At 32.8% G+C, this 26,412-nt stretch carries 22 protein-coding genes and 3 tRNA genes; 17 read left to right on the plus strand and 8 right to left on the minus strand.

Features of this window, described 5'->3' with window-relative positions; all coding sequences use genetic code 11:
- Nucleotides 1-225 precede the first annotated feature (225 nt).
- The gene (locus QO190_RS07235) at nt 226-654 is read right to left on the minus strand and encodes a hypothetical protein (RefSeq protein ID WP_371462140.1); all 429 of its coding nucleotides are present in this window, start codon (nt 652-654) and stop codon (nt 226-228) included.
- Between the two features lie 7 nt (nt 655-661).
- A complete protein-coding gene (locus tag QO190_RS07240) occupies nt 662-1,054 on the minus strand; it encodes a hypothetical protein (RefSeq protein WP_371462139.1) in 393 nt (130 codons plus the stop codon).
- A gap of 139 nt (nt 1,055-1,193) precedes the next feature.
- Between QO190_RS07240 and QO190_RS07245 the strand changes: the two genes are divergently transcribed.
- Nucleotides 1,194-2,759 (plus strand): SulP family inorganic anion transporter, encoded by a 1,566-nt coding sequence (locus QO190_RS07245; protein ID WP_371462138.1) that lies wholly within the window; start codon nt 1,194-1,196, stop codon nt 2,757-2,759.
- Between the two features lie 72 nt (nt 2,760-2,831).
- On the opposite strand, the gene QO190_RS07250 is transcribed toward QO190_RS07245, so the two are convergent.
- Nucleotides 2,832-3,308, minus strand: coding sequence for a hypothetical protein (locus tag QO190_RS07250; protein WP_371462137.1), 477 nt, complete (start codon nt 3,306-3,308; stop codon nt 2,832-2,834).
- A gap of 146 nt (nt 3,309-3,454) precedes the next feature.
- Between QO190_RS07250 and QO190_RS07255 the strand changes: the two genes are divergently transcribed.
- Nucleotides 3,455-5,593: a S46 family peptidase gene (locus QO190_RS07255; RefSeq protein WP_371462136.1), complete on the plus strand. Its 2,139-nt coding sequence runs from the start codon at nt 3,455-3,457 to the stop codon at nt 5,591-5,593.
- 205 nt (nt 5,594-5,798) lie between these two features.
- Here QO190_RS07255 and QO190_RS07260 read toward each other — a convergent pair whose 3' ends face one another.
- Nucleotides 5,799-8,669 carry a M16 family metallopeptidase gene (locus tag QO190_RS07260; protein WP_371462135.1) on the minus strand — a complete coding sequence of 957 codons (2,871 nt, stop codon included), beginning with the start codon at nt 8,667-8,669 and terminating at the stop codon, nt 5,799-5,801.
- A gap of 18 nt (nt 8,670-8,687) precedes the next feature.
- Entirely contained in the window at nt 8,688-9,689 is a 1,002-nt protein-coding gene (locus tag QO190_RS07265) for an N-acetylmuramoyl-L-alanine amidase (RefSeq protein ID WP_371462134.1), read from the minus strand.
- A gap of 133 nt (nt 9,690-9,822) precedes the next feature.
- On the opposite strand from QO190_RS07265, the gene QO190_RS07270 reads away from it, so the two are divergent.
- The 13 genes from QO190_RS07270 to QO190_RS07330 all read left to right on the plus strand — a co-directional run bounded on the left by QO190_RS07270 (nt 9,823) and on the right by QO190_RS07330 (nt 22,989).
- Nucleotides 9,823-9,907: transfer RNA gene (locus tag QO190_RS07270), tRNA-Ser, on the plus strand.
- Nucleotides 9,908-9,920: 13 nt separating this feature from the next.
- Nucleotides 9,921-9,995: transfer RNA gene (locus tag QO190_RS07275), tRNA-Pro, on the plus strand.
- Between the two features lie 105 nt (nt 9,996-10,100).
- Nucleotides 10,101-10,174: transfer RNA gene (locus QO190_RS07280), tRNA-Arg, on the plus strand.
- A 54-nt stretch (nt 10,175-10,228) separates the two neighbouring features.
- Nucleotides 10,229-11,443, plus strand: a complete 1,215-nt coding sequence (locus QO190_RS07285) for a glycosyltransferase family 4 protein (protein ID WP_371462133.1) — start codon at nt 10,229-10,231, stop codon at nt 11,441-11,443.
- A gap of 68 nt (nt 11,444-11,511) precedes the next feature.
- A complete protein-coding gene (locus tag QO190_RS07290; RefSeq protein ID WP_371462132.1) occupies nt 11,512-12,672 on the plus strand; it encodes a class I SAM-dependent RNA methyltransferase in 1,161 nt (386 codons plus the stop codon).
- A 133-nt stretch (nt 12,673-12,805) separates the two neighbouring features.
- On the plus strand, nt 12,806-13,351 hold the full coding sequence (locus tag QO190_RS07295; protein WP_371462131.1) for a DUF1599 domain-containing protein: 546 nt from the start codon (nt 12,806-12,808) through the stop codon (nt 13,349-13,351).
- Between the two features lie 39 nt (nt 13,352-13,390).
- Complete coding sequence (locus tag QO190_RS07300; RefSeq protein WP_371462130.1) at nt 13,391-14,479, plus strand: BT_3928 family protein; 1,089 nt, start codon at nt 13,391-13,393, stop codon at nt 14,477-14,479.
- 69 nt (nt 14,480-14,548) lie between these two features.
- Nucleotides 14,549-14,896, plus strand: coding sequence for a hypothetical protein (locus tag QO190_RS07305; protein ID WP_104792781.1), 348 nt, complete (start codon nt 14,549-14,551; stop codon nt 14,894-14,896).
- A gap of 195 nt (nt 14,897-15,091) precedes the next feature.
- The gene (tpiA, locus tag QO190_RS07310; RefSeq protein WP_104792427.1) at nt 15,092-15,853 is read left to right on the plus strand and encodes a triose-phosphate isomerase; all 762 of its coding nucleotides are present in this window, start codon (nt 15,092-15,094) and stop codon (nt 15,851-15,853) included.
- Between the two features lie 418 nt (nt 15,854-16,271).
- The gene (locus QO190_RS07315) at nt 16,272-16,664 is read left to right on the plus strand and encodes a hypothetical protein (protein WP_371462129.1); all 393 of its coding nucleotides are present in this window, start codon (nt 16,272-16,274) and stop codon (nt 16,662-16,664) included.
- Nucleotides 16,665-16,812: 148 nt separating this feature from the next.
- Entirely contained in the window at nt 16,813-17,640 is an 828-nt protein-coding gene (gene prmA, locus QO190_RS07320) for a 50S ribosomal protein L11 methyltransferase (RefSeq protein WP_371462128.1), read from the plus strand.
- 108 nt (nt 17,641-17,748) lie between these two features.
- Nucleotides 17,749-20,406, plus strand: coding sequence for an alanine--tRNA ligase (gene alaS / locus QO190_RS07325; protein WP_371462127.1), 2,658 nt, complete (start codon nt 17,749-17,751; stop codon nt 20,404-20,406).
- Between the two features lie 129 nt (nt 20,407-20,535).
- Nucleotides 20,536-22,989 carry a DUF5686 family protein gene (locus tag QO190_RS07330; RefSeq protein WP_371462126.1) on the plus strand — a complete coding sequence of 818 codons (2,454 nt, stop codon included), beginning with the start codon at nt 20,536-20,538 and terminating at the stop codon, nt 22,987-22,989.
- A gap of 51 nt (nt 22,990-23,040) precedes the next feature.
- Here QO190_RS07330 and QO190_RS07335 read toward each other — a convergent pair whose 3' ends face one another.
- On the minus strand, nt 23,041-23,508 hold the full coding sequence (locus QO190_RS07335) for a thermonuclease family protein (protein ID WP_371462125.1): 468 nt from the start codon (nt 23,506-23,508) through the stop codon (nt 23,041-23,043).
- A gap of 86 nt (nt 23,509-23,594) precedes the next feature.
- Here QO190_RS07335 and prfB point away from each other — a divergent pair, with 86 nt between their 5' ends.
- Both prfB and QO190_RS07345 read left to right on the plus strand, forming a co-directional pair.
- Nucleotides 23,595-24,707: a peptide chain release factor 2 gene (gene prfB / locus QO190_RS07340; protein WP_371462124.1), complete on the plus strand. Its 1,113-nt coding sequence runs from the start codon at nt 23,595-23,597 to the stop codon at nt 24,705-24,707.
- 65 nt (nt 24,708-24,772) lie between these two features.
- The gene (locus QO190_RS07345; protein WP_213188734.1) at nt 24,773-25,081 is read left to right on the plus strand and encodes a hypothetical protein; all 309 of its coding nucleotides are present in this window, start codon (nt 24,773-24,775) and stop codon (nt 25,079-25,081) included.
- Nucleotides 25,082-25,101: 20 nt separating this feature from the next.
- On the opposite strand, the gene QO190_RS07350 is transcribed toward QO190_RS07345, so the two are convergent.
- The gene (locus tag QO190_RS07350; protein WP_371462123.1) at nt 25,102-25,761 is read right to left on the minus strand and encodes a VTT domain-containing protein; all 660 of its coding nucleotides are present in this window, start codon (nt 25,759-25,761) and stop codon (nt 25,102-25,104) included.
- Nucleotides 25,762-25,766: 5 nt separating this feature from the next.
- Entirely contained in the window at nt 25,767-26,399 is a 633-nt protein-coding gene (locus tag QO190_RS07355; RefSeq protein ID WP_371462122.1) for a VTT domain-containing protein, read from the minus strand.
- Between the last annotated feature and the right edge of the window lie 13 nt (nt 26,400-26,412).

The following is a 26,412-nucleotide window of genomic DNA, read 5'->3' on the forward strand; positions in this document are numbered from 1 at the left end:
TTCAATCGCAAAGATTTTTTATTTTGCTTAATCTTTTAAGAAAGCAAAGTTGGCGAAATTCATTCGCTTTGAAGCGTATGCTTTTTCAATTCGCTAGCGAATTTACTCTTTGCTTCCTTTGATTTTATTTTTAACTGTGAAAAACTTTGCGTTTTTAAAATTCAACAATTAATTGTCTTTTGAAAATAAATAAAAAAGCTCAAGAAAATTCTTGAGCTTTTGCTTTTAAATAGAAACTTTAACGGCTAATTCATAGAAATGAGAATTGGCAAGTTTCTTTAATCTTTCTTTTAAACAAGGAGAATTATGATAATCTCCATTAAAAATAATCACGTTTTGAGCATTGAGTGTGTTTTGATTTTCACAATCATAATTTTGTTCATGTTCGGCTGGTGTATATTTTTCAAAAAACTCATCATTAGAATAAAAAACCGTGTAATCCTTTGAAAGTTCTACATTGAAAGGCATTTTCTTTTCTACTAATTTGGCTTTATCTGAAAATTCTGGCTCTATTTTTCCGTCATGATATACAATCTCTGTGAGTTCGCCATTGTTTTTTTGGGCAAACTCTTCTGCTTGTTTGTAGTTTCCAAAACCGGTGTAGATTTTGAAATTTCCTACCATAAATTCTAATATTTTTTTCCCGTAGTGCATTTAATTTTTAATTTTTTAAATCGTTATACTCAATATTTTTAATTTTTGCTTCTATTTTTTCGGCTTTTAGGTTTTGTCTCAGTAAACCAAATAAGCTCATGTAAATATTGGCTATCCAAACCAATGAAAATCCTGCAATGAGATATCCTCGCCAATCTTCAAAGAACAAGGTGAAATTTGTGATCAATAAGAAAAATATCGTTACATAATGACTAAAACAATACTCACAAGTAAAGAGATAAAAAAACTTTTTCTCCCAGAGTGAAGTTGCGTTTTCTACTCTTTTTTGACAATATTCTCGCGGTTCTTTGAAGATTTCTTCATGCGTGACTGTCCAAGCGATACAAGCAATAGGTATCGCCAGAATAAACAGTTGCAGTATGTGATTAAAACTAAGCATGATTTTACAGTACAAAATTAGATTAAACAAGCGCTTAATATTTTATAATATTTTCTTGATTTCATACAGAATTAACATTTTATAACTTTCTCCGGGCAAAGTTTTAAATTTTCATAAATTTGTATTAAAATTTAGAACAATGGATTTGCATCTTGATAGAACGTTTAAGTATTATTGGTTAATGTTTAAGAGACACGATTTATCAGCAGGTCTCACGGTTTTTTTAGTTGCACTTCCCTTGTGTTTAGGTGTTGCATTAGCTTCTGGAGCTCCACTTTATTCAGGAATTTTATCAGGAATTATCGGTGGAATTGTAGTAGGAGTTCTGAGTGGTTCAGATTTAGCTGTTTCTGGTCCTGCTGCTGGTTTAACAACTTTGATTTCTGCTTCTATCATTAGTCTAGGCGATTTTCAAACCTTTTTATTGGCGGTAATTATTGCTGGACTTTTCCAAATTTTATTAGGCGTTTTAAAACTGGGCGTTTTTGCCAGTTATTTTCCAAGTTCTGTGATTAAAGGAATGATGGCAGCTATAGGAATTATCTTGATTTCTAAACAAATTCCATTGGCTTTAGGTTATAATCAACCCGATTTTTGGACGAGTGGTTTTGTACAAATCTTCACTTCTAAAAATTTCTTAGGAAACTTAGTTGAATTTAATTCTCATATTACCAGAGGTGCGGTTTTTATTTCTGTGATTTCTTTGGCGATTTTAATTCTGATGAAGAAACCACAATTTCAAAAATTTAATAAGATTCCTGCTCCACTTTTGGTGGTTATTTTTGGGATTTTAATCAATTTTTTAATGAATCAATTCGGTTCTTCTTATGCTTTGAAACCTAATCAATTGGTGAATATTCCAGAGAATATGTTTGCTGAAATTAAATTCCCTGAATTTTCTAAAATTCTGAGCAACCAAGAAATCTGGAAAGATGGAATTCTCATAGGAATTTTGGCCACGCTAGAAACTTTGCTTTGTATAGAAGCGATGGATAAACTAGACCGTCATAACAGAATAACCCCTGTAAATCGTGAATTAATTGCACAAGGAATTGGTAATTTTCTCTGTGGACTTTTAGGAGCGATTCCTATGACTGCAGTAGTAGTAAGAGGTTCTGCGAATATTCAGGCGGGTGCTAAAACTAAAGTTTCAGCCTTCATGCATGGAATATTTTTATTACTCTCTGTATTGCTGATTCCGTTTTTGATTAACATGATTCCGTATGCTTCTTTATCTGCCATTTTGATTATTACAGGTTTCGGATTGACAAGAATTGAGATTTATAAACATCTCTTTAAACTCGGTTTAAAACAGTTTATACCATTTATCGCCACCATTATTATTATTCTTGTAACAGACTTATTAATAGGTGTTTCTATTGGTTTATTGATTTCTATTTATTACATCATCAAAGAAAATTTCAAAGAAAATTACGACATAGAAAAAACGCATTTTCAAGGGATTGACCAATATAAATTGAAACTTCACAGCAATGTAACCTTTATCAATAAAGTAAAAATTAAAAATGCGTTGGATAAAGTTCCTGCTTATTCCGTATTAACTATTGACGGCTCCGAAGTTCATTTTATAGACCATGATGTTTTAGAAATTATTTCAGATTTCAAAAATAAAGCACATGACAGACACATTCAGCTTCAAATGATTAATATAGAAACCGTAGAAACTGCAGCGATTTCTCACTAAAAAAAGCCTCCAAAAACTGAAGGCTTACTGTCTAAAAATCAAATACTGAAAATATGAAGTAAATTTGTCTGTTTAAATGTTATTTGTTTTTACGGCAAGTTCGTATACATTTCCTCGCATTAAAAACTTTATTCTTTCTCTAGTCGTTACGGTATTTACACCGCTTTCATCTGTGATAATAATTCTATCTCCTGGTGCAATATTTTGGTCAGACAAAATATCTTCTGGCAGCATGTCATTTTCTGCTTTTTTCATGTCAAAAAGAATTTGGTCTGCCATTTCTTGAAATCCTTCAGCATCAGAATAAAGCACTCTATAATTGGGATGATCTGGTAATTCTACCTTAAAAGGTTTTTTACTTTCTACCAAATTCGCCGAATCATTTGGTGTAGGATTATCAGAACCATCTGTAAAACCTACTTCTACCAATTCACCTTGGTGTTCATTAGCATAATTTACCGCATCTTCATAAGTTGCAAAATTGGTGGTTACTGTATATTGCTCAAATTCATAATGCTGTAATCTATCTTCGGTGTGATGTGTAGTCATTTTGTAAAAATTTTGTGATTTGGTTAAGGCAAAGATAGATGGACACGTCTCCAAATGTTTTATACAATTATGTTAAATGCTTTCAAAATTGTGAGATGATGATATTTTTGATTAATTTTAGGCACTCATTTTAAAAATATGAATTAATGCTTAAGAAAACGTTTATTATAGCGACATTATTTCAGGCTGCTGCTTTTTTTGGTCAGCAATACGGTGGAATGTGGATTCCTACTGAAATTAATGAAAAAGAGATGAAATCTCTGGGAATGAAAATCAAAGCCCAAGACATTTGGAATACTGAAAAACCGAGTATTAAAGACGCTGTAGTTCAGTTTGACGGAGGTTGTACCGCAGAAATTATTTCACCGAAAGGTTTATTATTAACCAATCACCACTGCGGTTATGATAACATCCAAAGCCATTCTACCGTAGAAAATGATCTATTGACCAATGGATTTTGGGCAAAAAACATGGGCGAAGAATTGCCAAACCCTGGCGTTACTGTAGATTTCGTTACGGATATTAAAGAAATTACTCAAGATATTTTAGGTAATACTTCTTCATTAAGCGGAGCAGATTTGACTAAAAAAATCAATGAAAATATAGACGCTTACAAGAAATCTCAAAAAATAGAATCTTACCAAAGTATTATTGTAAGACCTATGTTTGCAGGAAATAAATATTATGCATTTGTAGTAGAAACCTATAAAGACATTAGATTAGTAGGAGCACCACCACAAAGCATTGGTAAATTCGGTTCTGATACTGATAACTGGGTTTGGCCAAGACATACTGGCGATTTTTCTATGTTTAGAATTTATGCTGACAAAAACAACAGACCAGCGGAATATTCTAAGGACAATGTTCCTTTTACGCCAAAACATTTCTTACCGATTTCTGTAAAAGACATTAAAGAAAATGATTTCACTTTCGTTTTCGGATTTCCGGGTAGAACCAATGAATATTTGCCAAGTGTAGCGATTGAAAAAATCATCACAGATACCAATCCTGCGAGAATTGAAGTAAGAGACATCGCTCTGAAAACGCTAGACGAAAAAATGCGTGCAGATGATGCTACCAGAATTAAATATGCTTCTAAATACGCTTCTGTTGCCAACTATTGGAAAAAATGGATTGGCGAAACAAAAGGTCTTAAAAAATCAAACGCGGTTGTCAAAAAACAAGCTTATGAAAGTTCTTTAGTGGCTAAAAATTCAGAAATTAAAACGTCTCTTGATGAATTTAAAAAACTGTATGACCAACAAGCGCCTTATGCTTTAAACAATGCTTATTACAGCGAAATTCTAAGAAATGCTGAAACATTAACGTTGGCAAATCAGTTTTATGCTTTTGTACAAAATTATGAAGCGGGGAAAGTAGATAACAAAGCAGTTCAAGGATTCAAAAATAGACTTTCTGGATTCTACAAAGATTATGACGGAGAATTAGATGCTAAAGTAACCGCTAAACTTTTGGCTTTATATGCAAATAAAACCGCACCAGAATTTTTACCAGAAGGTTTTACTCAATTCAAAGATGTGAACCAAAATCTTCAAGTTCTTGAAAACTGGAGCAGAAATTCTGTTATTTCAGGAAGAAATTCAGTAAACGGAGCTACGGTTTATTCTAATATTGACCAAGTTTTCTCAAATCTTCCAGAATTGGTAAAAACTCTGAAAGCTGACCCTATTTATCAGACTTTAACCAAAATGAGAGAAACTTATGTAACTAAAGCAGATGCTCAATATATAGGTTTACAAAGCAAAATAGATGCTTTGCAAAAGAAATATTTAGCGCAAATGATGGCTACAGATACCGAAAGAAAATTTTTCCCAGATGCGAATTCTACACTCAGAGTAACTTACGGAAAAGTGAAAGGTTCTAATCCTGCAGATGCGATTTCTTACCACTACGAAACTACTCTAGATGGTGTAATGGAAAAATATGTTCCGGGAGATTATGAATTTGATGTTCCACAAAAATTAATTCAGTTATACAACACCAAAGATTATGGCGATTACAAAAATGCAGCTGGAAAAATCCCATTAGCTTTTACGGCAACCAATCATACGACTGGTGGAAACTCAGGAAGTCCAGCTCTTGACAAAAAAGGAAACCTTATCGGTTTAAATTTTGACAGACAATGGGAAGGTACAATGAGTGACATAAATTTCGATCCTAGATTCAGCAGAAATATTATGGTGCAAACCAAGTACATTTTATTTATCATCGATAAATTTGCTGGAGCAAGATGGTTATTAGACGAAATGAAAATTGTGAAATAATTTTCGATAAATATTTTAGTAAGAACGCGCCAAAAGGCGCGTTCTTTTTTTTAAAATCTAGTCATAAAAAAAGCCTCATAATTTCTTCTGAGGCAAAACACAAATGATGAAATTTACTCTTACCTCTGTAGAGTTATACAAAGGTAAGTCTATTAAATTTTGTAATGTTACACTATAACTAATTGATTTTATAGAATTTTCAGTTTTAATATCCAAAAATTTCTTCTAAACTCAGTTCTTGAAAATCTCCTAAGTTTTCAATCGCAGAATGGTCTAAATTTTCTTTTTTGCCCATTATAGCAACATTATAAGAAATGGGTTTTATTTCTTGATGGTAAAATTGAGTTAAATCTTCTAACTGTAAACTTTCTATTTCGTGGTAAATTTTTTCTCTAATATCATAATCTATTCCTATTTTTTTAAGATTTAAAAAATTAAAGAAAATGTTGGTTCTGGTAATTCGGGTAGAAGCAATTTGTTTCAGCGCAGAATTTTTAGCATTATTAAATTGCGTAGGAATTTGAGGCAAATCTTGCATTAAATGAGCCATCGCATCTACTGCTAAATGCAATTTATTAGCTTGTGTACCAATGTAACTTACCACGTAATTATGCCTATCCAAATAAGTCGCGGTAGAATAATTTACATACGCAGAATACGCTAAACTCTTGCTTTCTCTGAGTTCCTGAAAAACAATAGACGACAAACCTCTTCCAAAATATTCATTAAAAACATTGATTTTTCCATAATTTTCGGTATTCAGTTGAGAAGCTCTACCAATTTTACTCATTTCCATTTGTACCATATCATAATTGGTAAAGAAAACTTTTCCTTGCGTTTCCAATTCTTGATAAATTTTCGGTTTTGGAATGGTGAGTGTAGCTTTTTCTAACAAAGGTTGAATTTTTTCCTTGAACCCCTCAAAATCTTTACCGTAGAAGAAAATTTCATAAGGTAATTGGGTCAAATTCTTCACTTTTTCAGTAAGATGTTCTACTTTCTTTGATCTCAATTTTTCTTCAGGAATCACATCTCTGAATCTGGAATTTTGACCGAATTTAGCATAATGACTTAATGCCGTCATAATTCTTGACTTGTCTTTTTTAGCAACATTTCGACTTTCTAAAATCAATTCTATTGTGCTTTCATAGACCTCATCATCTGGTTTTACTTCAGTAATCCAATGTTTTAAAAGTTCAAAACCTTTGATTAGATTTTCCTCAAAACCAGTAAGCGAAATAATCATTTGGTCGTCATACGTTTTGAAATCATTGCTGATTCCCAATTTGAAAAACTCTTGACTTAATTGATCCGCCGAAAAACGAGAAGTTCCCAAATACTGTAAAACTTGAACCGCTAAGAAAAGCTCTTTATCATGGTCTGTTCCTATTTTGTATATCAAATGCAACTGCGCAATATGATTGTATTTATTTCTTACAAAACTGATTTTTTTATCCCCAATTTGAGTTTCCTCAATCATATTTTTGTAATCAATGAATTTCGGGGTAATTTCTGAAGATTTTTGGTGAAGAATTTCGGTCAAAAATTCAGATTGCGCTTCTCTATTGATTTTAACAGGAGTAATTCCCGGATTTTCTACTCGGATAAGATTTTCGTTTTCGCCACGAAGTTTTTTGACGATTACATAATTTTTTTGGAAGAATTTTTGTGCAAAATCTACCACTTCTTGCTTGGTAATTTTCTCAAATTTCTCAATTTCTGAAAGTTCTTCTTCCCAAGTTCTGTCATTGACATAAATTCCGTAAAGCGCTGTTGCTAAACCATCTGCAGTTTCCAGATTTCTGATTTTCTGCAATTTCATATCATTGATAATCGCAGGAATTAACCAATCTGGAAAATCACCATTTTTCACTTTTTCTATCTCTGCCAAAAGCAGTTGTTCTGCCTCTTCTAAAGATTGATTTTCCTTCGGAACAATCATGAGCGAGAACAATCCGTATTGCTTAAAACCCAATTCATAAGCATAACTTCTGAGTGCTTTATGTTTTTGATTGATATTTAAATCTAGCAAACCTGCTTCGCCAGAATTGGAGAGAATTTGAGCCACCATTTCTGCCAAATGCTCTTCTTTTGTTCCATAAGAATCTGTTCGCCAAGCGATGTTTAATCTAGGCGCAGAAGGACTTTTTACAATTCTTTCAACAATTTCAGTTTGAGGTTCTTCTATGATTTTTTCTTTCTTAGGAAGTTCTTTGTACTCAAATTTTCCAAAATATTTATCGACCAAAAGAATAGTTTCCTCGAAATCTAAATCTCCAACCAAAACCATCGCCATATTATTAGGTACATAAAAATCATTGAAATATTGATGAATAGCCTTCATAGAAGGATTTTTCAAATGCTCAGATTTCCCCAAAGTGGTTTGTTGACCATTAGGATGTTTCGGGAAAAGAGCTTCCATGAGTGCATAATTTACCAACCTCACATCATTGTCTTGCGCACGATTAAATTCTTCGTAAACCGATTCTAACTCAGTATGAAAAAGCCTTAAAACCAAACCAGAAAAACGCTCTTTTTCTATTTTGAGCCATTTTTCCAATTCATTATTCGGAATGTTATTTTTATAAACGGTTTCGTCTAACCAAGTATGAGCATTGGTTCCTGTAGCGCCAAGAGAAGAAATGACTTTATCATATTCATTGGCAATCGCATATTGACTGGCTTCTTGAGAAATTTCGTCTATTTTTCTATAAATTTCCTTCTTTTTTTCTGAATTTTGCTCAGATTTATGCTGTTCGTACAAATCAGAAATTTGGTCTAATAATACTTTTTCTTTTTCCCAATCCAGCGTTCCTAATTTGCTCGTTCCTTTGAACATCATATGCTCTAAATAATGCGCCAATCCTGTATTGTCTGATGGATCATTATTGCTTCCTGTTCTTACTGGAATATAGGTTTGGATTCTAGGAGCATCGTCATTTTGAGCCAAATAAACCGTTAATCCATTGTTTAGTTTGTAAATTCTTACACCCGTTTCATCTCCTTCTACTTGTTGGTAAGTGTACCCGTTTTTATCTGTAAAATTTTTAGTTTTTAATACTAATTTCGTCTGCATTAATTTCTTATTTCTTAATTATTTATTCGGATATTTCTGAATGAGAGCTTGTAAAATTGCCCACGTTTCTATATCTATTTTTCCATCGTAATTCTGTGGTCTAAAATGATATTGGAAAGCCTCAATAGTCTTCTTAGTAGCATCATCCCAAACTCCAGTTTCTGTAACTCCATAGCCAAATTGTTTTAGGGCAATCTGTACTTTCATCACAAAAGCCATGTCATTGATTTTTGCATTAAATTCTTCTGGAATAATTTGAGATTTGAAACTCTGCACTGTAGCATCATCATACCACATTCCTATTCCGTATTCGTCATACAATTTTTTCCAAGGAAATAATGGACCTGGGTCTTGTTTACGAGTGGGTGCAATATCTGAATGTGCTAAAACATTCGTAGGCGGAATTTGATAACGCATTACAATATCTTGAACCAAAGCCGCTACTTTTTTCACTTGATGCTCAGGAAACGGAACGAAAACTCTTTTTCCGTCAACTACTTTAAAACCTTCATTCACGATTTCTATCCCGATAGAAGTATCATTAAGCGTTGCATCTTTTCTCCATGAACTGATTCCTGCATGATAAGACCTTTTATTTTCGTCTACCAACTGATAAATTTCTATATCGGTAGAATCATTCACCAAATAGTGAGAACTTACGGCTTGAGTGGTTAAAACCCTCACAGATTTATCATGATCTAAAGCTGTGTAATGTAAAATCACATATTTCTGTCTGAAATTTTGTGCAATGGCAGGAAAATAATTTCTGGTCACTTTATACCCTTCTGGTTTTGCTCCTACCAAAGATCCATAACTGATGGTGTTATCATTTTTAGTTGGGTCTGCTATATTTACTGTAAAATAATCACCATGTATATCATGTTTTATCTCTGATTTGGGAGGTTTTGGTATCGTAGATGTCGTGGGTTGAGGTAAATTATTAGGTTTTGCAATTTCTTTTTGCGATCCGCAAGAAATAATTAAAGAAGCTAAACCTATGAAATATAATGAATTACGCATTTTATTGATTTTTTAAAAGATTATTTATTCAAAAATACGAAAATTTTTAGCAATTTTTTTTTGGTTATTAAGGAAAACTGTCCTATATTTGCACTCGCAATTACGGAAGAGAAGTTCTTAAAAGAATTTGCAAGGAGGGTTGCCGGAGTGGTTAACGGAGCAGTTTGCTAAACTGTCGACTCGCAAGGGTCGCAAGGGTTCGAATCCCTTACCCTCCGCAACCAAGAAATTCGGGGTGTAGCGTAGTCCGGTCATCGCGCCTGGTTTGGGACCAGGAGGTCGCAGGTTCGAATCCTGCCACCCCGACAAAAAAATCGAAAATTTTAAGAAAATTAAGGTTCGTAGCTCAGCTAAATTGAGCATTCCGATTTTAATCGGAACGGTCTCGAGAGAAACCTTTTTAAAAACTTCGGGTGCGTAGCTCAGCTGGATAGAGCATCTGCCTTCTAAGCAGACGGTCACAGGTTCGAATCCTGTCGCGCTCACGAAAACCTCGCTTTTAGCGAGGTTTTTCTTTTTTTAATTTATTATTTTAATGAATGAAAAATTTGGTAATTATTGGTAAGGTTTTCCCAGAGCCTAATTCCACAGCTGCTGGTTCTAGAATGATTCAATTGATGGATTTATTCTTAACTCAAAATTATCAAATTACATTTCTTTCCACGGCTTCTATTTCAGAAAATAGTTTTGACTTAAGCTCTAAAAACATCTCTTTTCAAAATATTGTTTTGAACGATAGTAGTTTTAATGAACTCATCAAAAATCTAAACCCAGAAATCGTCATTTTTGACAGATTCACCACCGAAGAACAATTCGGGTGGCGAGTTTCGGAGCAAGTTCCGAACGCAATAAAAATTCTTGACACTGAGGATTTACATTTCCTAAGAAACGCCAGAGAAAAAGCTTTTAAACAAAATAGAAACTTAGAACATTCAGATTTAATTAATGATGTTTTCAAACGTGAACTGGCTTCTATTTTAAGATGCGACCTTTCCCTCATCATTTCTGAATTCGAGATGAATTTACTCATTGAAAAGTTTAAAATTAACGAGAATATTCTCTTTTACCTTCCACTTTTTGGAGAAGTTAAAAAATCTGAAACTTCCTTTTCAGAAAGAAAAAATTTTATCAGCATCGGTAATTTTTTGCACGAACCGAATTGGCACACTGTTCTTCAACTCAAAAAACTTTGGAAAGACATTAAAAACCAACTTCCAGAAGCCGAAATTCATATTTATGGTGCTTACGCAAGTGAAAAAGTCTTTCAGTTGCATAATGAAAAAGAAGGTTTCATCATCAAAGGAAGAGCCGAAAATGTAGAAAGTGTTTTTAACCAAGCCAAAATTTTACTTGCACCCATTCCTTTTGGAGCTGGAATCAAAGGTAAATTGCTCGAAAGTATGCAATTTGGATTACCTAATGTTACTTCCGCAGTTGGTGCAGAAGCAATGCAGGGAAACCATGACTGGAATGGTTTTATTACCGATAACGAAACAGAATTTGTAGAAAAAGCAGTTCTACTCTACCAAGATGAAAATCTTTGGCAAAAATCTCAAGAAAACGGATTCAAGATTATAAAAAACAGATTCAAAAAAGAACTTTTTGAGCCCCATTTCATTCAAAAAATTCAAGAAATTTCTGAAAATTTAGAATCACACAGAAACCTAAATTTTTTAGGTCAAATTCTACAACATCACACCTTGCAAAGCACAAAATACCTGAGTAAGTGGATTGAAGAAAAGAACAAAAAATAATCCCACAAAATTTCCGTATTTTTACGCATTCAATTCAAATAAGGCAAAAAAAGCCTTTTGAAAAACCTATGGATACAGAAAATTTAAAAATTCAGATAAAAACATTTTTTGGTTTAGAAGAAGTTCTTGCCGAAGAAATTAAAAAGTTAGGTGGAAGAAAAGTAGAGGTTAAAAACCGCGCTGTAAACTGTGAAGGCGACCTTGGTTTTCTATACAAAATCAATTATTCTGCGAGAACCGCTGTTAAAATTTTGGTTCCTATTGCAACTTTTAAAGCATGGAACGAGAATAAATTTTATGACAAAGTTTTCGATTTTCCTTGGGAAACCGTGATGAGTGTAGACCAAAGTTTTGCCATAGATTCTACGGTTTATTCTGAAACGTTCACGCATTCACAATTTGTAGCCTTGAAAATGAAAGATGCGATTTGTGATTATTTCGTGATGAAAGAAAGACGCAGACCAGATGTAGACCCGAAAAATCCTGACATCAAATTCCACCTTCATATCGACAGAGAATTGGTAACGATTTCTTTGGATTCTTCTGGAGATCCTTTATTTAAACGTGGTTACCGAAAAGAACAGGGTGAAGCGCCAATTAATGAAGTCTTGGCTTCGGGAATGTTGCAATTGGCTGGTTGGGACGGAAAAGGAAATTTTCTTGATCCAATGTGCGGAAGTGGAACGCTTTTGATAGAAGCAGCGATGCTCGCAATGGATCTACCAGCGCAAATTTTCAGAAAGAAGTTTGCTTTCCAAAATTGGAAAAATTATGATGCTGAATTGTTTGCAAAAATCAAAGAATTTAGAATCAACAGAATTAAGGAATTTACAGGAAAAATTGTAGGTTACGACATTGATGCAAGAATGCTGAATGATGCGAGAATCAACATAGAAGCCGCCGAAATGGAAGATGTAATTGAAGTAAAAAAACAAAACTTCTTTGAATCTGAAAAAGATATGTTCCCATTGTTGATGGTTTTCAATCCACCTTATGATGAGAGAATTGCGATTAACCAACCCGATTTTTACAAGAAAATTGGCGATACTTTTAAACAAAAATATCCAAATACTTTGGCTTGGATGATTTCATCAGATTTGGAAGGTGTGAAAAATGTAGGTTTAAGACCTTCCAGAAAAATAAAATTGTTCAACGGAAAATTAGAATGCCGTTTCTTGCAATACGAAATGTACGAAGGAACGAAGAAGATTCATAAATTGGAGAAATAACATCTCGCAGATTAAGCCAATTTAGCTGATTTAATCTGCTTAATCTGCAAAATTTGCGAGAGAAACAAAATTAATAAATTTCTTTTTTTGAGGTAAATCCTTATCTTTACACATCAATTTTTCAAAAAATTCCATGCAAAATACAGCTCAACAATTTAGCGAAGTCATTTGTCAATGTCGTGATTTGTTTTCTAAAAAATTACAAGATTACGGTGCAGCTTGGCGTGTTTTAAGACCGAGTTCTATTACCGATCAAATTTATATAAAAGTCAATAGAATCCGTACTTTACAGATGACCGACGTAAAAATGGTAGATGAACACGAAGAAGATGAATTTATAGCGATTGTGAACTACTCTATTATTGGTTTAATTCAGTTGGAGAAAGGTTTTTCTGAAAATTTAGACGAAGACAGAACCGAAATTCTGAAATTATATGATGATTACGCTCAAAAAGCAAAAGATTTAATGCTTCGTAAAAACCACGATTACGGTGAAGCTTGGCGCGAAATGAGAATTTCATCCATCACCGATTTAATTTATCAAAAAGTTCTTCGCACGAAACAAATTGAAGACAATCAAGGAAAAACTCTGGTTTCTGAAGGTTTAGACGCCAATTATTATGACATGCTGAATTATGCCGTATTTTGTTTAATCAAGTTTTCTGAGGAAAAAAAATAAGGCTTCGACTCCGCTCAGCCTGACAAAAACAAAAATCAAATGAAAAGAATTTTAAGATACATAGTTGCCATTATCTTCATCATCTCTGGCTTCGTAAAAGCAGTTGATGTGAAAGGTTTTTCTTTTAAACTCGAAGAATATTTTTCGCCAGACGTTTTTAATTTGACTTTTTTACAGAATTTCACTTTAGAAATTGCAATTTTTGTAGTCGTATTAGAACTGATTTTAGGATTAATGCTTTTGTTGAAAATGAAGCTAAAATGCACACTTATTTCGTTAATTGCATTGTGCGTTTTCTTTGCATTTCTCACGTTTTATTCGGCTTATTATAACAAAGTTACCGATTGTGGATGTTTCGGAGATGCCATCAAATTTACGCCTTGGCAAAGTTTTTGGAAAGACATTGCACTGCTTTTGGGATTAATTATTCTTTGGTTTTTAAATAAAAAATCAGATACACTAAATAATGAAAATGGATTTCTAAAAATACCATTCCTTGGGATTGGAATTTTAATTTCTGCTTTCATCATTTACTACGGAATTGCACACGAACCTTTGATTGATTTCAGAGATTATAAAATTGGAACCGATTTAAATCTTGAGAAACAAAAAATCGCGGCTAATCCTTCAGAATACAAAACTTCTTACACCATGAAAAATACCAAAACTGGCGAAGAAAAAGTGGTAGGACAAGATGATTTTGTGAACCAAAAAGAATACTGGGAAGAAGGAACGCCTTGGCAAATTCAGAAAGGGAAAGAAGTTTCTGTTTTGGTGAAGCAAGGCTATCAATCTTCTATTGATAAATTCAAATTAGAAGACGAAAACGGAAATGATGTTACTGACCAAATTCTTCATTTACCGAAAGTGTATTTGATTTTCTCTTATAAACCAAAGGAAATTTCAAAAGAAGACTTCCTAAAATATGAAAGTTACATTAAAGCTAATGAAAATGCTTTTGGAATAACAACCGAAAAAGGCATTTTCAAAACAATTCCTAATTTAACTATGGATGCAACAGCTATCAAAACTATTGCAAGAAGCAATCCTTTCGTTTTGGTTTTAGAAAACGGTAAAATTGTAGATAAAAAAAGTCTTGAAGATTTTAAAAAAGAAAATTTCAAATAAATAAAAAACTTTGCGCTCATTGCGAAAAAATTAGCGACTTTGCGTGAAAAAAAAATAAATAAAAATAAAATGAGAAAAACCAACAAATCCATCGCAGGATATCATTTATTGATGATTCTTTCGGCTGTAGATTATAAATTTCATGCAGGCGAAGAACAAGTCATCAGAGAATATCTAGAAGAAGAATTTCCGTTCCATGTGAATTTGGATAACGAGTTAGAAGTGATTTCTGCGCTTCAACCTAGCGATTGGAAAGACCATTTTGAGTTTCAAGCACATTGTTTCCTAGACGATTCTACCGAAAAAGAACGTAAAGAATTTAAACAATTTGCAAAAAAACTCATCAAAGCAGACGCAACTGTTTCAGACAGAGAGCATGACTTCTACTCTTTGATGAAAACCATTTGGAAAATGTAATTGGTAATTAGTAATTGGTAATTGGTAGTTGGTAATTAGATTCTAGATTTATTTTAAGTAAATCTCCGAAAATCAATAAAATCTACGAAAGAAATTCATTAAAACTGATTCAATTCATACCCTCAAATTTCTGTAAATCTTTAAAAATTCAGAAATTTGTAAAAATTTAAAATTTAACCTCAATACTTTATAGAAATGAGAAAAAACATTGTAGCAGGAAACTGGAAAATGAACAAAAATGTGATTGATGCTCAACAATTAATGGCTCAATTATTAGATTATAAAAAAGCAAACACTACCAATTGCGAAGTGTGGATTGCACCGCCTTCATTGTACTTAATGATGGCAAGAGATATTTTCGAAAATAACGAAGTTGGTGTTTTTTCACAAGACATGAGCGAATACGAAAGTGGCGCTTACACAGGTGAAATTTCTGCAGATATGTTACAATCTATCGAAGCAGACGGTTCTATCATTGGTCACAGCGAAAGAAGACAATATCATGGTGAAACTGATTCTCACTGCAACAGAAAAGTGAAATTGGCTTTAGATAAAGGATTAACTCCAATTTATTGTAACGGAGAAACTCTTGAACAAAGAAAAGCTGGTCAACACCTTGAAGTCGTGAAAAACCAAACTGAAACTGCTCTTTTCACGCTTACTGCGGAAGAAATTAAAAAAGTGGTAATTGCTTACGAACCAGTTTGGGCAATCGGAACTGGCGAAACAGCTTCTCCAGAACAAGCGCAAGAAATTCACGCACACATCAGAAGTTTAATCGCTGCAAAATACGGACAAGAAGTTGCTGATGAAATCTCTATTCTTTACGGAGGTTCTGTAAAACCAGACAATGCGAAGGAAATTTTCTCTCAACCAGATATTGACGGTGGTCTAATTGGTGGAGCTGCTCTTAAATTAGAAGATTTTTCTAAAATTATTGAAGGTTTTAATCAATAAGAGCTAAGTAAAAATAGCCAAGTAAAAAGTAAAAGTCGGGAATTTATTCTCGGCTTTTTTTGTAGCACACGTTTTGGAATTTTTTCACTTTCAGACACGCTTTTCGCACTCGCTTTTTAAAAATTTTTCTCAAAAAAATTTTAAAAGAGCTCAAACAATGCTACAGTCGTGGCTAAAATTCACGGACAGTTTTTCTTTTCACTTATTTTAAAATTTTGCTTTAAATTAATCTTCAAAAATCAACAACAATGTTTGTCATTCCGTAGGAATCTATACCTATTTTTATATTGATAATTTAGATTCCTACGGAATGACAAAAAACTGGAACAGAAAACGTTCTCTTCTTTGAAAACAATCGACGCTCGCTTCGCTCGCGCCAAAAAATTTCATTAATTTTGTTAAAATTTCAATTTTTTAAATGAAAATAGATAATCTATATATAATTGACTGGTATGATAATGTTATTACGTCAATAATTTTATCAGATAATAAAAAATATTTTTTAAACTGTATAAATATAAATTTCATTGATAACCAAAAAACATATTATTGTGTTGAATTAGATAATAATTCATTTGATAAAATTTTAAAAATTATTAAAAAAAGTAATCTTATTAAAAAAAGTAATCTTATTAAAAATGACTGGAATACTATTAATTTAATTCTTAATAAAATTAATTCGCTTGACAACATTGCATTATTGAAAACTGAATCACTTTCAGTTGGTACTGTTATAGCTTTACAAGAAACAAATAATATAATAAATATTAAACTGCCAGTTGACATATCAAACTTCTATGAAAATTTATAAATAGTAGAATTAATATTTTGAATTTAATCAATATTTATAAATAATACTTTCATTCTTTTTACGAAAAACTTTGCTCCATTACGTGAAACAATTTCCGTAAATTTGCAAATCTCGTAACCCGAATCTTGTAACTCGAAACAATTATCAAATGAACAACTATACAGAATTTAACTTCAAAATACAACCTCTAGAACCTTGGAATGAAATCTTAATGGCAGAACTTATTGAAATAGGTTTTGACAGTTTCACTGAAGAATTAGAAGGCATTCTAGCTTACATTCCAACAGATTTAGTGAATGAAGAGAATTTCAAAAATTTAGAAATTTTCAACAATGAAAATGTGAAAATTTCTTACACTTTCCAAGAAATGCCGAACATCAACTGGAACGAAGAATGGGAAAAAAACTTCTCCCCGATTAATGTAGAAGATAAGGTTTTAATTCGTGCAGAATTCCACGAACCCAATCCTGCGATGGAAGAAATCATCATTCAGCCGAAAATGTCTTTCGGAACGGGACACCATCCAACTACGCATCTCATGATTCAGCAAATGCTGGAAATGGATTTCAAAGACAAAAAAGTTTTGGATATGGGTTGCGGAACTTCCGTTTTAGCAATTTATGCCAAAATGAAAGGCGCAAAAGATGTTTTGGCAATTGACATTGATGAATGGTCAGTTGAAAATTCTAAAGAAAATGCCGAGAGAAACAATGTAGAACTCAGAATAGAACTGGGAACTGCCGAAAATTTAGGAAAAGAAAAATTTGATATTATTTTAGCAAATATCAACAGAAATATCTTGATTTCAGACATCCCAACTTATGTGAAAGACATGAATGAAGGCAGCGAATTATTGCTTTCTGGCTTATGTTTCTTTGATGTAGCAGATATTTTGGAAGTTTGCACAGAACAAGGGCTTAAACTCAAAAACAAACAACAGCGCGAAGAATGGTGCAGTTTGCTTTTGGAGAAATAAATTTTTAGAAACGCTCAAATGAATTTGAGCGTTTTTTTATTTCCACATCATGTTCAAAATCATTAAATTTGCGTTTTTACAAAAACATATATAGAAAGCATTATCAATATGACTTCACAAGAAATACGCCAACAGTTTTTAGATTTTTTCAAAAGCAAAGGACACTTAATTGTTCCTTCTGCTCCAATTGTGCTGAAAGATGACCCTACTCTGATGTTTTCCAACTCTGGAATGACACAGTTTAAGGACTATTTCCTTGGCTACAAAGAACCAAAAGCACCTAGAATTGCCGATACTCAAAAATGTTTGAGAGTTTCTGGTAAACACAATGATTTAGATGATGTAGGTCGTGATACGTATCACCACACCATGTTCGAAATGTTGGGAAATTGGAGTTTTGGAGATTATTTCAAAAAAGAAGCCATCGATTTTGCTTGGGAATTATTGACCGAAGTTTATAAAATTCCAAAAGAAAACTTATATGTAACCATTTTTGAAGGTGACGCTTCAGAAAATTTAGAGCGCGACCAAGCTGCTTATGATTTCTGGAAAGCACACATTTCAGAAGACAGAATTATCAATGGAAATAAGAAAGATAATTTTTGGGAAATGGGCGAATCTGGACCTTGTGGACCGTGTTCTGAAATTCACGTAGACCTACGTTCTGAAGAAGAAAAAGCAAAAACTCCAGGAGTTCAGTTGATTAACCAAGATCATCCTCAAGTTGTAGAAATTTGGAATAACGTATTCATGGAGTTCAACAGAAAAGCTGATGGAACTCTAGAAAAACTTCCTGCGCAACATGTAGATACAGGAATGGGATTTGAGAGACTTTGCATGGCGTTGCAAGGTAAAAAATCTAATTATGACACCGATGTTTTCACTCCGCTGATTGCAAAAGTAGAAGAACTTTCTGGCAAAAAATATGAAGGAATTTTAGAAAACGAAAAAGATATTGCGATTAGAGTTGTGGTAGACCATATTCGTGCGGTTGCTTTTGCCATTGCGGACGGTCAGTTGCCTTCTAATGGTGGTGCTGGTTACGTAATTCGTAGAATTTTGAGAAGAGCGATTTCGTATTCTTACAGATTTTTAGATATGAAAGAACCTTTCTTATATGAATTGGTGGCTGTGCTAAAAAATCAAATGGGCGCTTTCTTCCCAGAAATTGTGAAGCAAGAAAAATTGGTGACCGAAGTGATTAAAGAAGAAGAAAATTCTTTCTTAAAAACCATCGAAAGTGGTTTGATTAGAGTTGAAAAATTGATTCAACAAACTATTTCTGAAACAAAAAAAGTATTACCTAGTGCAGAAGTTTTTGAATTATATGATACTTATGGCTTCCCTGATGATTTGACAAGAATTATTGCCGAAGAAAAAGGATTGACTATTGATAAAGAAGGTTTTAAGGAGGAAATGCGCAAGCAAAAAGAACGTTCTAAAAAATCATCTGCGCAAAAAGTTTATGACTGGGTAATTTTAGAAGAAAAGCCAGAAACTTTCGTAGGTTATGACCAAACTTCTTCTGAAACTTACATTACAAGATATAGAAAAGTAGAAAATAAAGATGGAGAATTCTTCCAAATTGTACTGAATAAAACGCCTTTCTATCCTGAAGGTGGTGGTCAGGTTGGTGACAAAGGAATTCTTATCCCAAGTTATGCAGAAGGTTTTGACCTTTCTAATCCTGCTGCTTTTGACAGAGAAAATTCTACTGAAATTTTAGAAGTTTTAGAAACTAAAAAAGAAAATAACCTCATCATTTCTTTGGTGAAAGAATTGCCAAAAGATGCAGGAGCGATTTTCTACGCAGAAGTAAACACCGCAGACAGAAAAAACACTCAAGCAAATCACTCTGTAACACACTTGTTGCACGAAGCTTTGAGAGACGTTTTAGGAACTCACGTAGAGCAAAAAGGTTCTTATGTAGGTCCAGAATATTTGCGTTTTGACTTCTCGCATTTTTCTAAAATGAACGAAGAAGAATTGGCTTTGGTGGAAGAAAAAGTTAATGCTAAAATCAAGGAAAATATCCCGTTACAAGAATTCAGAAATATCCCGATTCAGGAAGCGTTAGACAAAGGAGCGATGGCACTTTTCGGAGAAAAATATGGTGACAATGTAAGAATGATTCAGTTTGGCAGTTCTAGAGAATTATGTGGTGGAACTCACGTAAAATCTACTGGCGAAATTGGGCATTTCAAATTGGTTGCAGAAAGTTCTACTGCTGCTGGAATTAGAAGAATAGAAGCAATTTCTGGTGATAAAGCAACAGAATATTTCAAAAATTTAGAAAACCAACTGAAAGAAATTTCTGTATTGTTAAAATCTAAAGATTTAGTAAAATCTATCGAAAAATTGTTAGAAGAAAACGCAGCTCTAAAATCTGAAATAGATGCTTTGAAAAAAGAAAAAGCAAAAGGCGAAATTAACGATTGGAAAAACGCTTTCGTACAAAAAGGCGACAAGCAATTATTGGTAAAACGCACTTCTCTTGACGCTGGTTCTGTAAAAGATATTGTCTTCCAATTGAAAAAAGAAATTCCAAATTCTGTAACGATTGTCATTTCTGACGCAGGCGAAAAACCTATGATTACTGTGGGTGTTTCTGCAGATTTAGAAGCAAATTATCACGCTGGAAACATTGTAAAAGAACTCGCAAAAGAAATCCAAGGTGGTGGTGGTGGAAACCCTGGTTTCGCAACTGCCGGTGGAAAAAACCTTGCAGGAATTGAAAATGCTTTGAATAAAGCAATGGAAATTTAATTTTACAAAAATTTAAAATATTTTAACCCTTTCAAGAAAATTGAGAGGGTTTTTTAATAAAAATTTGTGATTTTAGGAGCGTTTGTGTAACATTTTAATCCATAGTTTTGTCTTATTAGAAAAAACCAAATGAAACAAACTTTATCGGCGCTATTTTTACTTTTTTTTACTTTATATTTTTCTCAAAATCAACTTCAAGTTATCAATGCTAAAAATCAAAAAGCGGTGTACAATGCTGCTGTGTATTGTGATGATGATTTGCTTGGAAAAACTGATGCAAATGGGAAATTAACCTTCAAAACCAAATGTAAAAAGGTGGAAATTTTTGCCAATAATTTTGAAGATAAAGAAGTGAGCGTACAAAAAGAGATGAAAGTTTCTTTAACCCCAAGTAAAGAAAAAACTGGAAATATAGACAAAGTTATTCTCACGGATAAAAGCGACGCAAAAGCTCTGAAAATTCTAGACGAATTCAATAAAAATTACAAAAAAAACAGTCCACAAGCGTTAGATTCTTATCTATTTAAATCATACAGTAAAATTTCGATTGATGTAGACCAAGATTCTATCGCAGATTATCAAAATTTTCTCGCCAAAAGAACAGATTCTTTGGCAAAAATTGAGAAAAGAACGTTCAAACAAAAAGACAAAGAAAAGAAAGATTCACTTCTGGGCGAAGATTTCGTAAATGCGACCAAGGAAAGTCAGTTTTTTCTTTGGGAAAAAGCTACAGAACATCAATTTTCTCAAAAATACGGCGACAAAACCAATATTTTAGACAGCAGAATGTCTGGTTTCCCAAATCCAATTTATGAAGCTTTGGCATTGAATATTTCTTATCTCAATCGTATTCCAAGACAGTTAAGTCCAGAAAATCGCAACATTTATCGTTATTATCTTTCAGACACTATTGAAATTGACAATAGAAAAACTTATGTGATTAAATTCAAAGAAATCACCAATAAATTGAAGCAAAATCCGAGAAAATACAATGGTAAAATTTACATTGACGCAGAAAATTATGCCTTAAAAAAACTGGAAACCAGCAGTAAAAAACGAAACGAAGGAAGCGGAACCATCATTTGGAAACCGATTAACAATAAATGGTTTTTGGTTTCTGAAAACCTGAAAGTAAAAATGGGCGACTCTCGTTTTGAAACAGCCAAAAAAGACAGTGTGAAAAAAGACGAAAAGCAAAAGTTCAAAACCAAAAAATTTGGTAATTTTCTGTATGTCAAAAACCAATATTTTGATTTTGAAACCAATATTACTCAACAAAAAAGTGATTTTTCTGGCTATTCTTTAGAAGTAAAAAACGCAGATGGAAGCTTGCTTTCTCAATACAGAACCGATTCTTTATCTGCTAGAGAAAGTGCAACGTATCAAAAAATAGACACTTTAGTCAAAAAAGCAGATGTTGAAAAAAGAGTGAGCCTCATCACCAATTTATTGAAGGGAAATATCCGCTATAAAATGCTGGATTTCGACCTTACCAAAATTTTTAATTACGATAAATATCAAGGTGTAAGATTGGGAGCTGGCGCAAAACTCAACGAAAAATTTAGTAAAACTTTTTCGCCGGATGCTTATTTCGGCTTTGGTTTTAGAGACCACACTTGGAAATATGGCGCAGGTTTAGATGTGAAACTTTCAGAAAAAAGAACTTCTATTTTCAGAGTAGATTATTCTGATGATGTTTTTGCCGCAGGAAGAATCAGCACCGCACTTTGGGACAATCCAATGAAATTGAAAGACTTAGGAGTAGATTTATACAATGCTAATTTCTATCAAAGTAAAAAATTCGGAGCTTCATTTTTGTATGATGTTTCTAATAGTTTGACGGCAAAAATTGGTTTAAATCACGAAAATCAGAATGCGCTTTTTGATTATCAATACCAAAATTTAGGAAATAGTTTCAAAAATGTGAGCACAACTGTATCATTGAAATTTTCTCCAAACGATAAAAATATGATGACACCAGGCGGAAAATTAACGTATGAAAAGAAATTTCCCCAATTTTTCTTGAACTATGAAATGGGAAGCAAAATCTTCGATGGCGAACTAAATTACCACAGATTAGACGCTTTGGCAATTCATCAATTCAGAAGCAAATTAGGAACCACAACGCTTAAATTTTTGGGTGGAATATCTTCCGGAACCGCTCCTATTTGGAAAAATTTTGAAATTACCGGACAAACCAATGGTTCATCAGAAAACTGGACTTCAAAAATCAATACACCATCCACTTTAGGATTTGTAACCATGCCTTCAGGAACTTTCTATGCAGATAAATTTGTGAGTTTGCAGGTTTCTCAATACCTGCCTTTCAGATTTAAAACAATTGGGAAAACCTATTCTACCATAGAATTAGAATACAAGTCGGCAATTGGAAATTTCAAAAATCCAGAAAATCATCAGTTTAATTTCCAAGTTTTAAATCATAATTATCAAGAAGTTGGCTTGGTTTGGAATAGATTTTTGGGAAGAAAATTTGATGTAGGATTTTCTTATAGACTTGGTTATTATCAAACTTCTCTGTTTAAAGATAATTTTGGTTTACAAATCAGATTATCAGGATTTTAAACACAAAAAGGTATCATTTCGGAGGAAAATCCCCTTCGGAATGATATTTCTTTACTTCCACAATCCTAATTTTTTATTTCTTGCAGATTTTTCAGCTTTGGTAAAAACTTCTACAAATTTTACATTTGGTGGAAAAGTAGCTACCACTGCAAAACCATTTTCTACTAAATATTGATTGAGAAAAACGCCATTTTCGAGGTAAACATAAGCTAAAACTCTGCCGTATCTGTCTGTTTTTTGAACATCAAAAGTCAATTTCACCTTTTTATTTCTCAAAAGTTGAGTAACAAAAATTTTAGCTTCGGTTCCGAAGTATTCTTTACGAACTTTCACGCCTACGTTTCTAGTTTCTGGTGCATCGATGCCAATTAATCTGATTTTATATTTTTCTGATGAAGAAGTAACGTAAAAAGTATCACCATCTGTAATTTTAGAAACTTTGTACCAAGTATTTTCTTGTAATTGAGCTTGAGCAAAGAAAAACAGAAAAGTAAAAAGGAAAATGAGTTGGGTTTTCATTCCACAAAACTAGAAAATTTAAAAATAAAAACAGTGGCATACAATCTAAATAAAACCTTATTTTTGCACATCTAAAGATTTTAGTTTTGATTACAACAGACCAACTTAAAGATACACAAAAACGCATCGAAGATTTGCATAAATTTCTTCAAATTGAAAAGAAGAAACTAGAAATCATCAACGATGACGAAAAAACGGCTGCTCCAGAATTTTGGGACAACCCAAAAGAAGCTGAAGGTTTCCTAAAACAACTGCGTTCTAAGAAAAAATGGGTGGAAGAATATGAAGAGATTCATACGCAGTTTGAAGATTTACAAGTTTTGGTAGAATTTGCCAAAGAAGATGCGGATTCTGAAAAAGAATTAGACGAACAATTCCCTCAATTAGTTGAAAAAATTGAAAATCTAGAGTTCAAAAACATGTTATCTAATGAAGGTGATGAACTTTCTGCCGTTCTACAAATTACAGCAGGAGCTGGTGGAACAGAATCTTGCGATTGGGCTTCTATGCTGATGAGAATGTACCAAATGTGGAGCGAAAAACAAGGCTACAAAATCCGTGAACTGAACTATCAAGAAGGCGATGTAGCTGGTGTAAAAACCGTAACCTTAGAAATTGACGGAGAATATGCTTTTGGTTATTTGAAAGGAGAAAATGGAGTTCATCGTTTGGTGAGAATTTCACCGTTTGATTCTAATGCAAAACGTCATACCAGCTTTGTTTCGGTGTATGTTTATCCTTTGGTAGATGATTCTATAGAAATTAATATTAATCCAGCAGATATAACTTTTGAAACTATGAGAGCTTCTGGAGCTGGTGGACAAAACGTAAACAAAGTAGAAACTGCAGTACGTCTTCGTCACGCTCCTACTGGAATTATTATTGAAAATTCTGAATCTCGTTCTCAGCTTCAAAACAAAGAGAAAGCAATGCAACTTTTGAAATCTCGTCTCTACGAAATGGAATTGGAAGAAAGAATGAAAGCTAGAAACGAAATCGAAGCCAATAAAATGAAAATTGAATGGGGAAGCCAAATTAGAAACTATGTGATGCACCCGTATAAATTGGTGAAAGATGTTCGTTCTGGCTATGAAACTTCTGATGTAGATGGTGTAATGAACGGAAATCTTACTCCATTTTTGAAAGCATTTTTAATGAATGAAGGAACTGCGGTTTCTGATGATGATTTTGATTTATAAGATTTCTTCTGAAAAACAATTGTTTGTGAGAATTATTTTCTAATTTAGTAACAAATTAAAGAAAGATGAAAAAATTGTATTTACCATTATTGTTAGCAATTTCATTTGTTTCTAAAGCTCAAATTTTAGATTCTACAAAAGTTGAAAACGCAAAAGTATATTCTTTAAAAATAGCAAATCCTATTGTTAACAAACCTATGTTTTTTAAAGAAACTCAAAATGAAGGGAACGACATCCAAAAAAATTTGAATCAACTTAATTCAAGATTTACAGTTAATCCGTATCAAATTCCTAAAACCCTCATCAATCCTAATGGTTCTGCAACTCCTAAACAAGCTATTATTTCGGGATTATTAAAAGGAATGACTAGATAAAAAAAAGGAAGTTTAAATTATTAAACTTCCTTTTTCTTTGAAAAAAATATTTGTTTGATGAGCGGAATATTTGCCAAAATAATAATTCCCCAAATCATTAAATCTAAATTTTCTTTCACCCATTCTATTTTCCCTAGATTATACCCGAGCAAACCGATTACACCAACCCAAAGAACAGCTCCAATCATACTAAAACTTAGAAAAGTAGAATATTTCACTTTGGTAGAACCACATAAAAAGGGAACGATTGTTCTAATTACTGGAACAAATCGGGCAATGATGATAGAGTTCTTTCCGTTTTTATCAAAAAAATCTTTGGCTTTTTCTAGATGTTTTTTCTTAATGAAAAAATCTTTTTCGCTGTTCATGATATACTCACCAAAGCGTTTTCCCACGTAATAGTTTACATTATCTCCTAAAATTGCCGCGAAAATAAGCAAAGGAATCACCAAATAAATATTAAGAGAACCTTCTTGAGCCAATAAACCAATGGTAAATATCAATGCATCACCAGGTAAAAATGGCATGAGAAAAGAAGCAATGATAAGACCTGTTTCCGCAAAAATGATTAAGAACAAGAAAACATACACCCAATTATGATACTTTTCAATAATCGCTAAAAGTACCTGATCAGGCTTGGAAACAAAATCTAAGAGGAAACTCCAAATGCTTTCTAACATCTATGCTATTTTCTTTTAATTGCTTTAAAGATAATAGGTAAAACTGAAATAAACACAATTCCTAAAACAAATTTTTCAAAATTTAATTTCACCCACTCGATATTTCCTAGAAAATATCCAAGCAAGGTAATAGAACTAACCCAAATAAAAGCACCTGTAATACAGTACAATAAATAAGTTTTATATTTCATTTCTCCCGCTCCAGCTACGAAAGGAGCAATCGTTCTCACAATTGGGATAAATCTTGCTAGAATAACTGTTTTCCCGCCGTTTTCAGCAAAATATTTCTCAGTGTCTTCTATGTGAGATTTCTTTAAAAAGAGTATTCTTTCTTTAGACTGAATAAAATCCCCAAATTTTTTCCCTATAAAGTAATTCAAGTTATCTCCTAAAAGTGCTGCTAAAACTAATAAAGGTATAATCGTATAAATATCTATTTGACCTGTTGTAGAAGCAATTAAACCCACTGCAAAAAGTAGAGAATCTCCCGGTAAAAATGGCATTACTACCACACCAGTTTCTACGAAAATCACTAAAAATAAAAATAAGTAAATGTAAATGCCATAGTCTCTAATAATCTCGGTAAGCACTAATAAGGGATTTCCTAAAAAATCTAGGATAAATTGTAATAATTCCATTCAGTTAATTTAT

It is taken from the genome of Cloacibacterium sp. Arc13 (assembly GCF_041431305.1).
Lineage (GTDB): Bacteria > Bacteroidota > Bacteroidia > Flavobacteriales > Weeksellaceae > Cloacibacterium > Cloacibacterium caeni_B.

Coding starts and splice junctions, on each gene's coding strand:
- QO190_RS07250 (WP_371462137.1), bottom strand. CDS start 3,308: ATGACTACACATCACACCGAAGATAGATTACAGCATTATGAATTTGAG.
- QO190_RS07290 (WP_371462132.1), top strand. CDS start 11,512: ATGGATACAGAAAATTTAAAAATTCAGATAAAAACATTTTTTGGTTTA.
- QO190_RS07315 (WP_371462129.1), top strand. CDS start 16,272: ATGAAAATAGATAATCTATATATAATTGACTGGTATGATAATGTTATT.
- QO190_RS07240 (WP_371462139.1), bottom strand. CDS start 1,054: ATGCTTAGTTTTAATCACATACTGCAACTGTTTATTCTGGCGATACCT.
- QO190_RS07330 (WP_371462126.1), top strand. CDS start 20,536: ATGAAACAAACTTTATCGGCGCTATTTTTACTTTTTTTTACTTTATAT.
- QO190_RS07265 (WP_371462134.1), bottom strand. CDS start 9,689: ATGCGTAATTCATTATATTTCATAGGTTTAGCTTCTTTAATTATTTCT.
- prmA (WP_371462128.1), top strand. CDS start 16,813: ATGAACAACTATACAGAATTTAACTTCAAAATACAACCTCTAGAACCT.
- QO190_RS07235 (WP_371462140.1), bottom strand. CDS start 654: ATGCACTACGGGAAAAAAATATTAGAATTTATGGTAGGAAATTTCAAA.
- QO190_RS07245 (WP_371462138.1), top strand. CDS start 1,194: ATGGATTTGCATCTTGATAGAACGTTTAAGTATTATTGGTTAATGTTT.
- QO190_RS07295 (WP_371462131.1), top strand. CDS start 12,806: ATGCAAAATACAGCTCAACAATTTAGCGAAGTCATTTGTCAATGTCGT.
- QO190_RS07355 (WP_371462122.1), bottom strand. CDS start 26,399: ATGGAATTATTACAATTTATCCTAGATTTTTTAGGAAATCCCTTATTA.
- QO190_RS07335 (WP_371462125.1), bottom strand. CDS start 23,508: ATGAAAACCCAACTCATTTTCCTTTTTACTTTTCTGTTTTTCTTTGCT.
- alaS (WP_371462127.1), top strand. CDS start 17,749: ATGACTTCACAAGAAATACGCCAACAGTTTTTAGATTTTTTCAAAAGC.
- QO190_RS07300 (WP_371462130.1), top strand. CDS start 13,391: ATGAAAAGAATTTTAAGATACATAGTTGCCATTATCTTCATCATCTCT.
- QO190_RS07260 (WP_371462135.1), bottom strand. CDS start 8,669: ATGCAGACGAAATTAGTATTAAAAACTAAAAATTTTACAGATAAAAAC.
- QO190_RS07345 (WP_213188734.1), top strand. CDS start 24,773: ATGAAAAAATTGTATTTACCATTATTGTTAGCAATTTCATTTGTTTCT.
- tpiA (WP_104792427.1), top strand. CDS start 15,092: ATGAGAAAAAACATTGTAGCAGGAAACTGGAAAATGAACAAAAATGTG.
- QO190_RS07255 (WP_371462136.1), top strand. CDS start 3,455: ATGCTTAAGAAAACGTTTATTATAGCGACATTATTTCAGGCTGCTGCT.
- QO190_RS07305 (WP_104792781.1), top strand. CDS start 14,549: ATGAGAAAAACCAACAAATCCATCGCAGGATATCATTTATTGATGATT.
- QO190_RS07350 (WP_371462123.1), bottom strand. CDS start 25,761: ATGTTAGAAAGCATTTGGAGTTTCCTCTTAGATTTTGTTTCCAAGCCT.
- QO190_RS07285 (WP_371462133.1), top strand. CDS start 10,229: ATGAAAAATTTGGTAATTATTGGTAAGGTTTTCCCAGAGCCTAATTCC.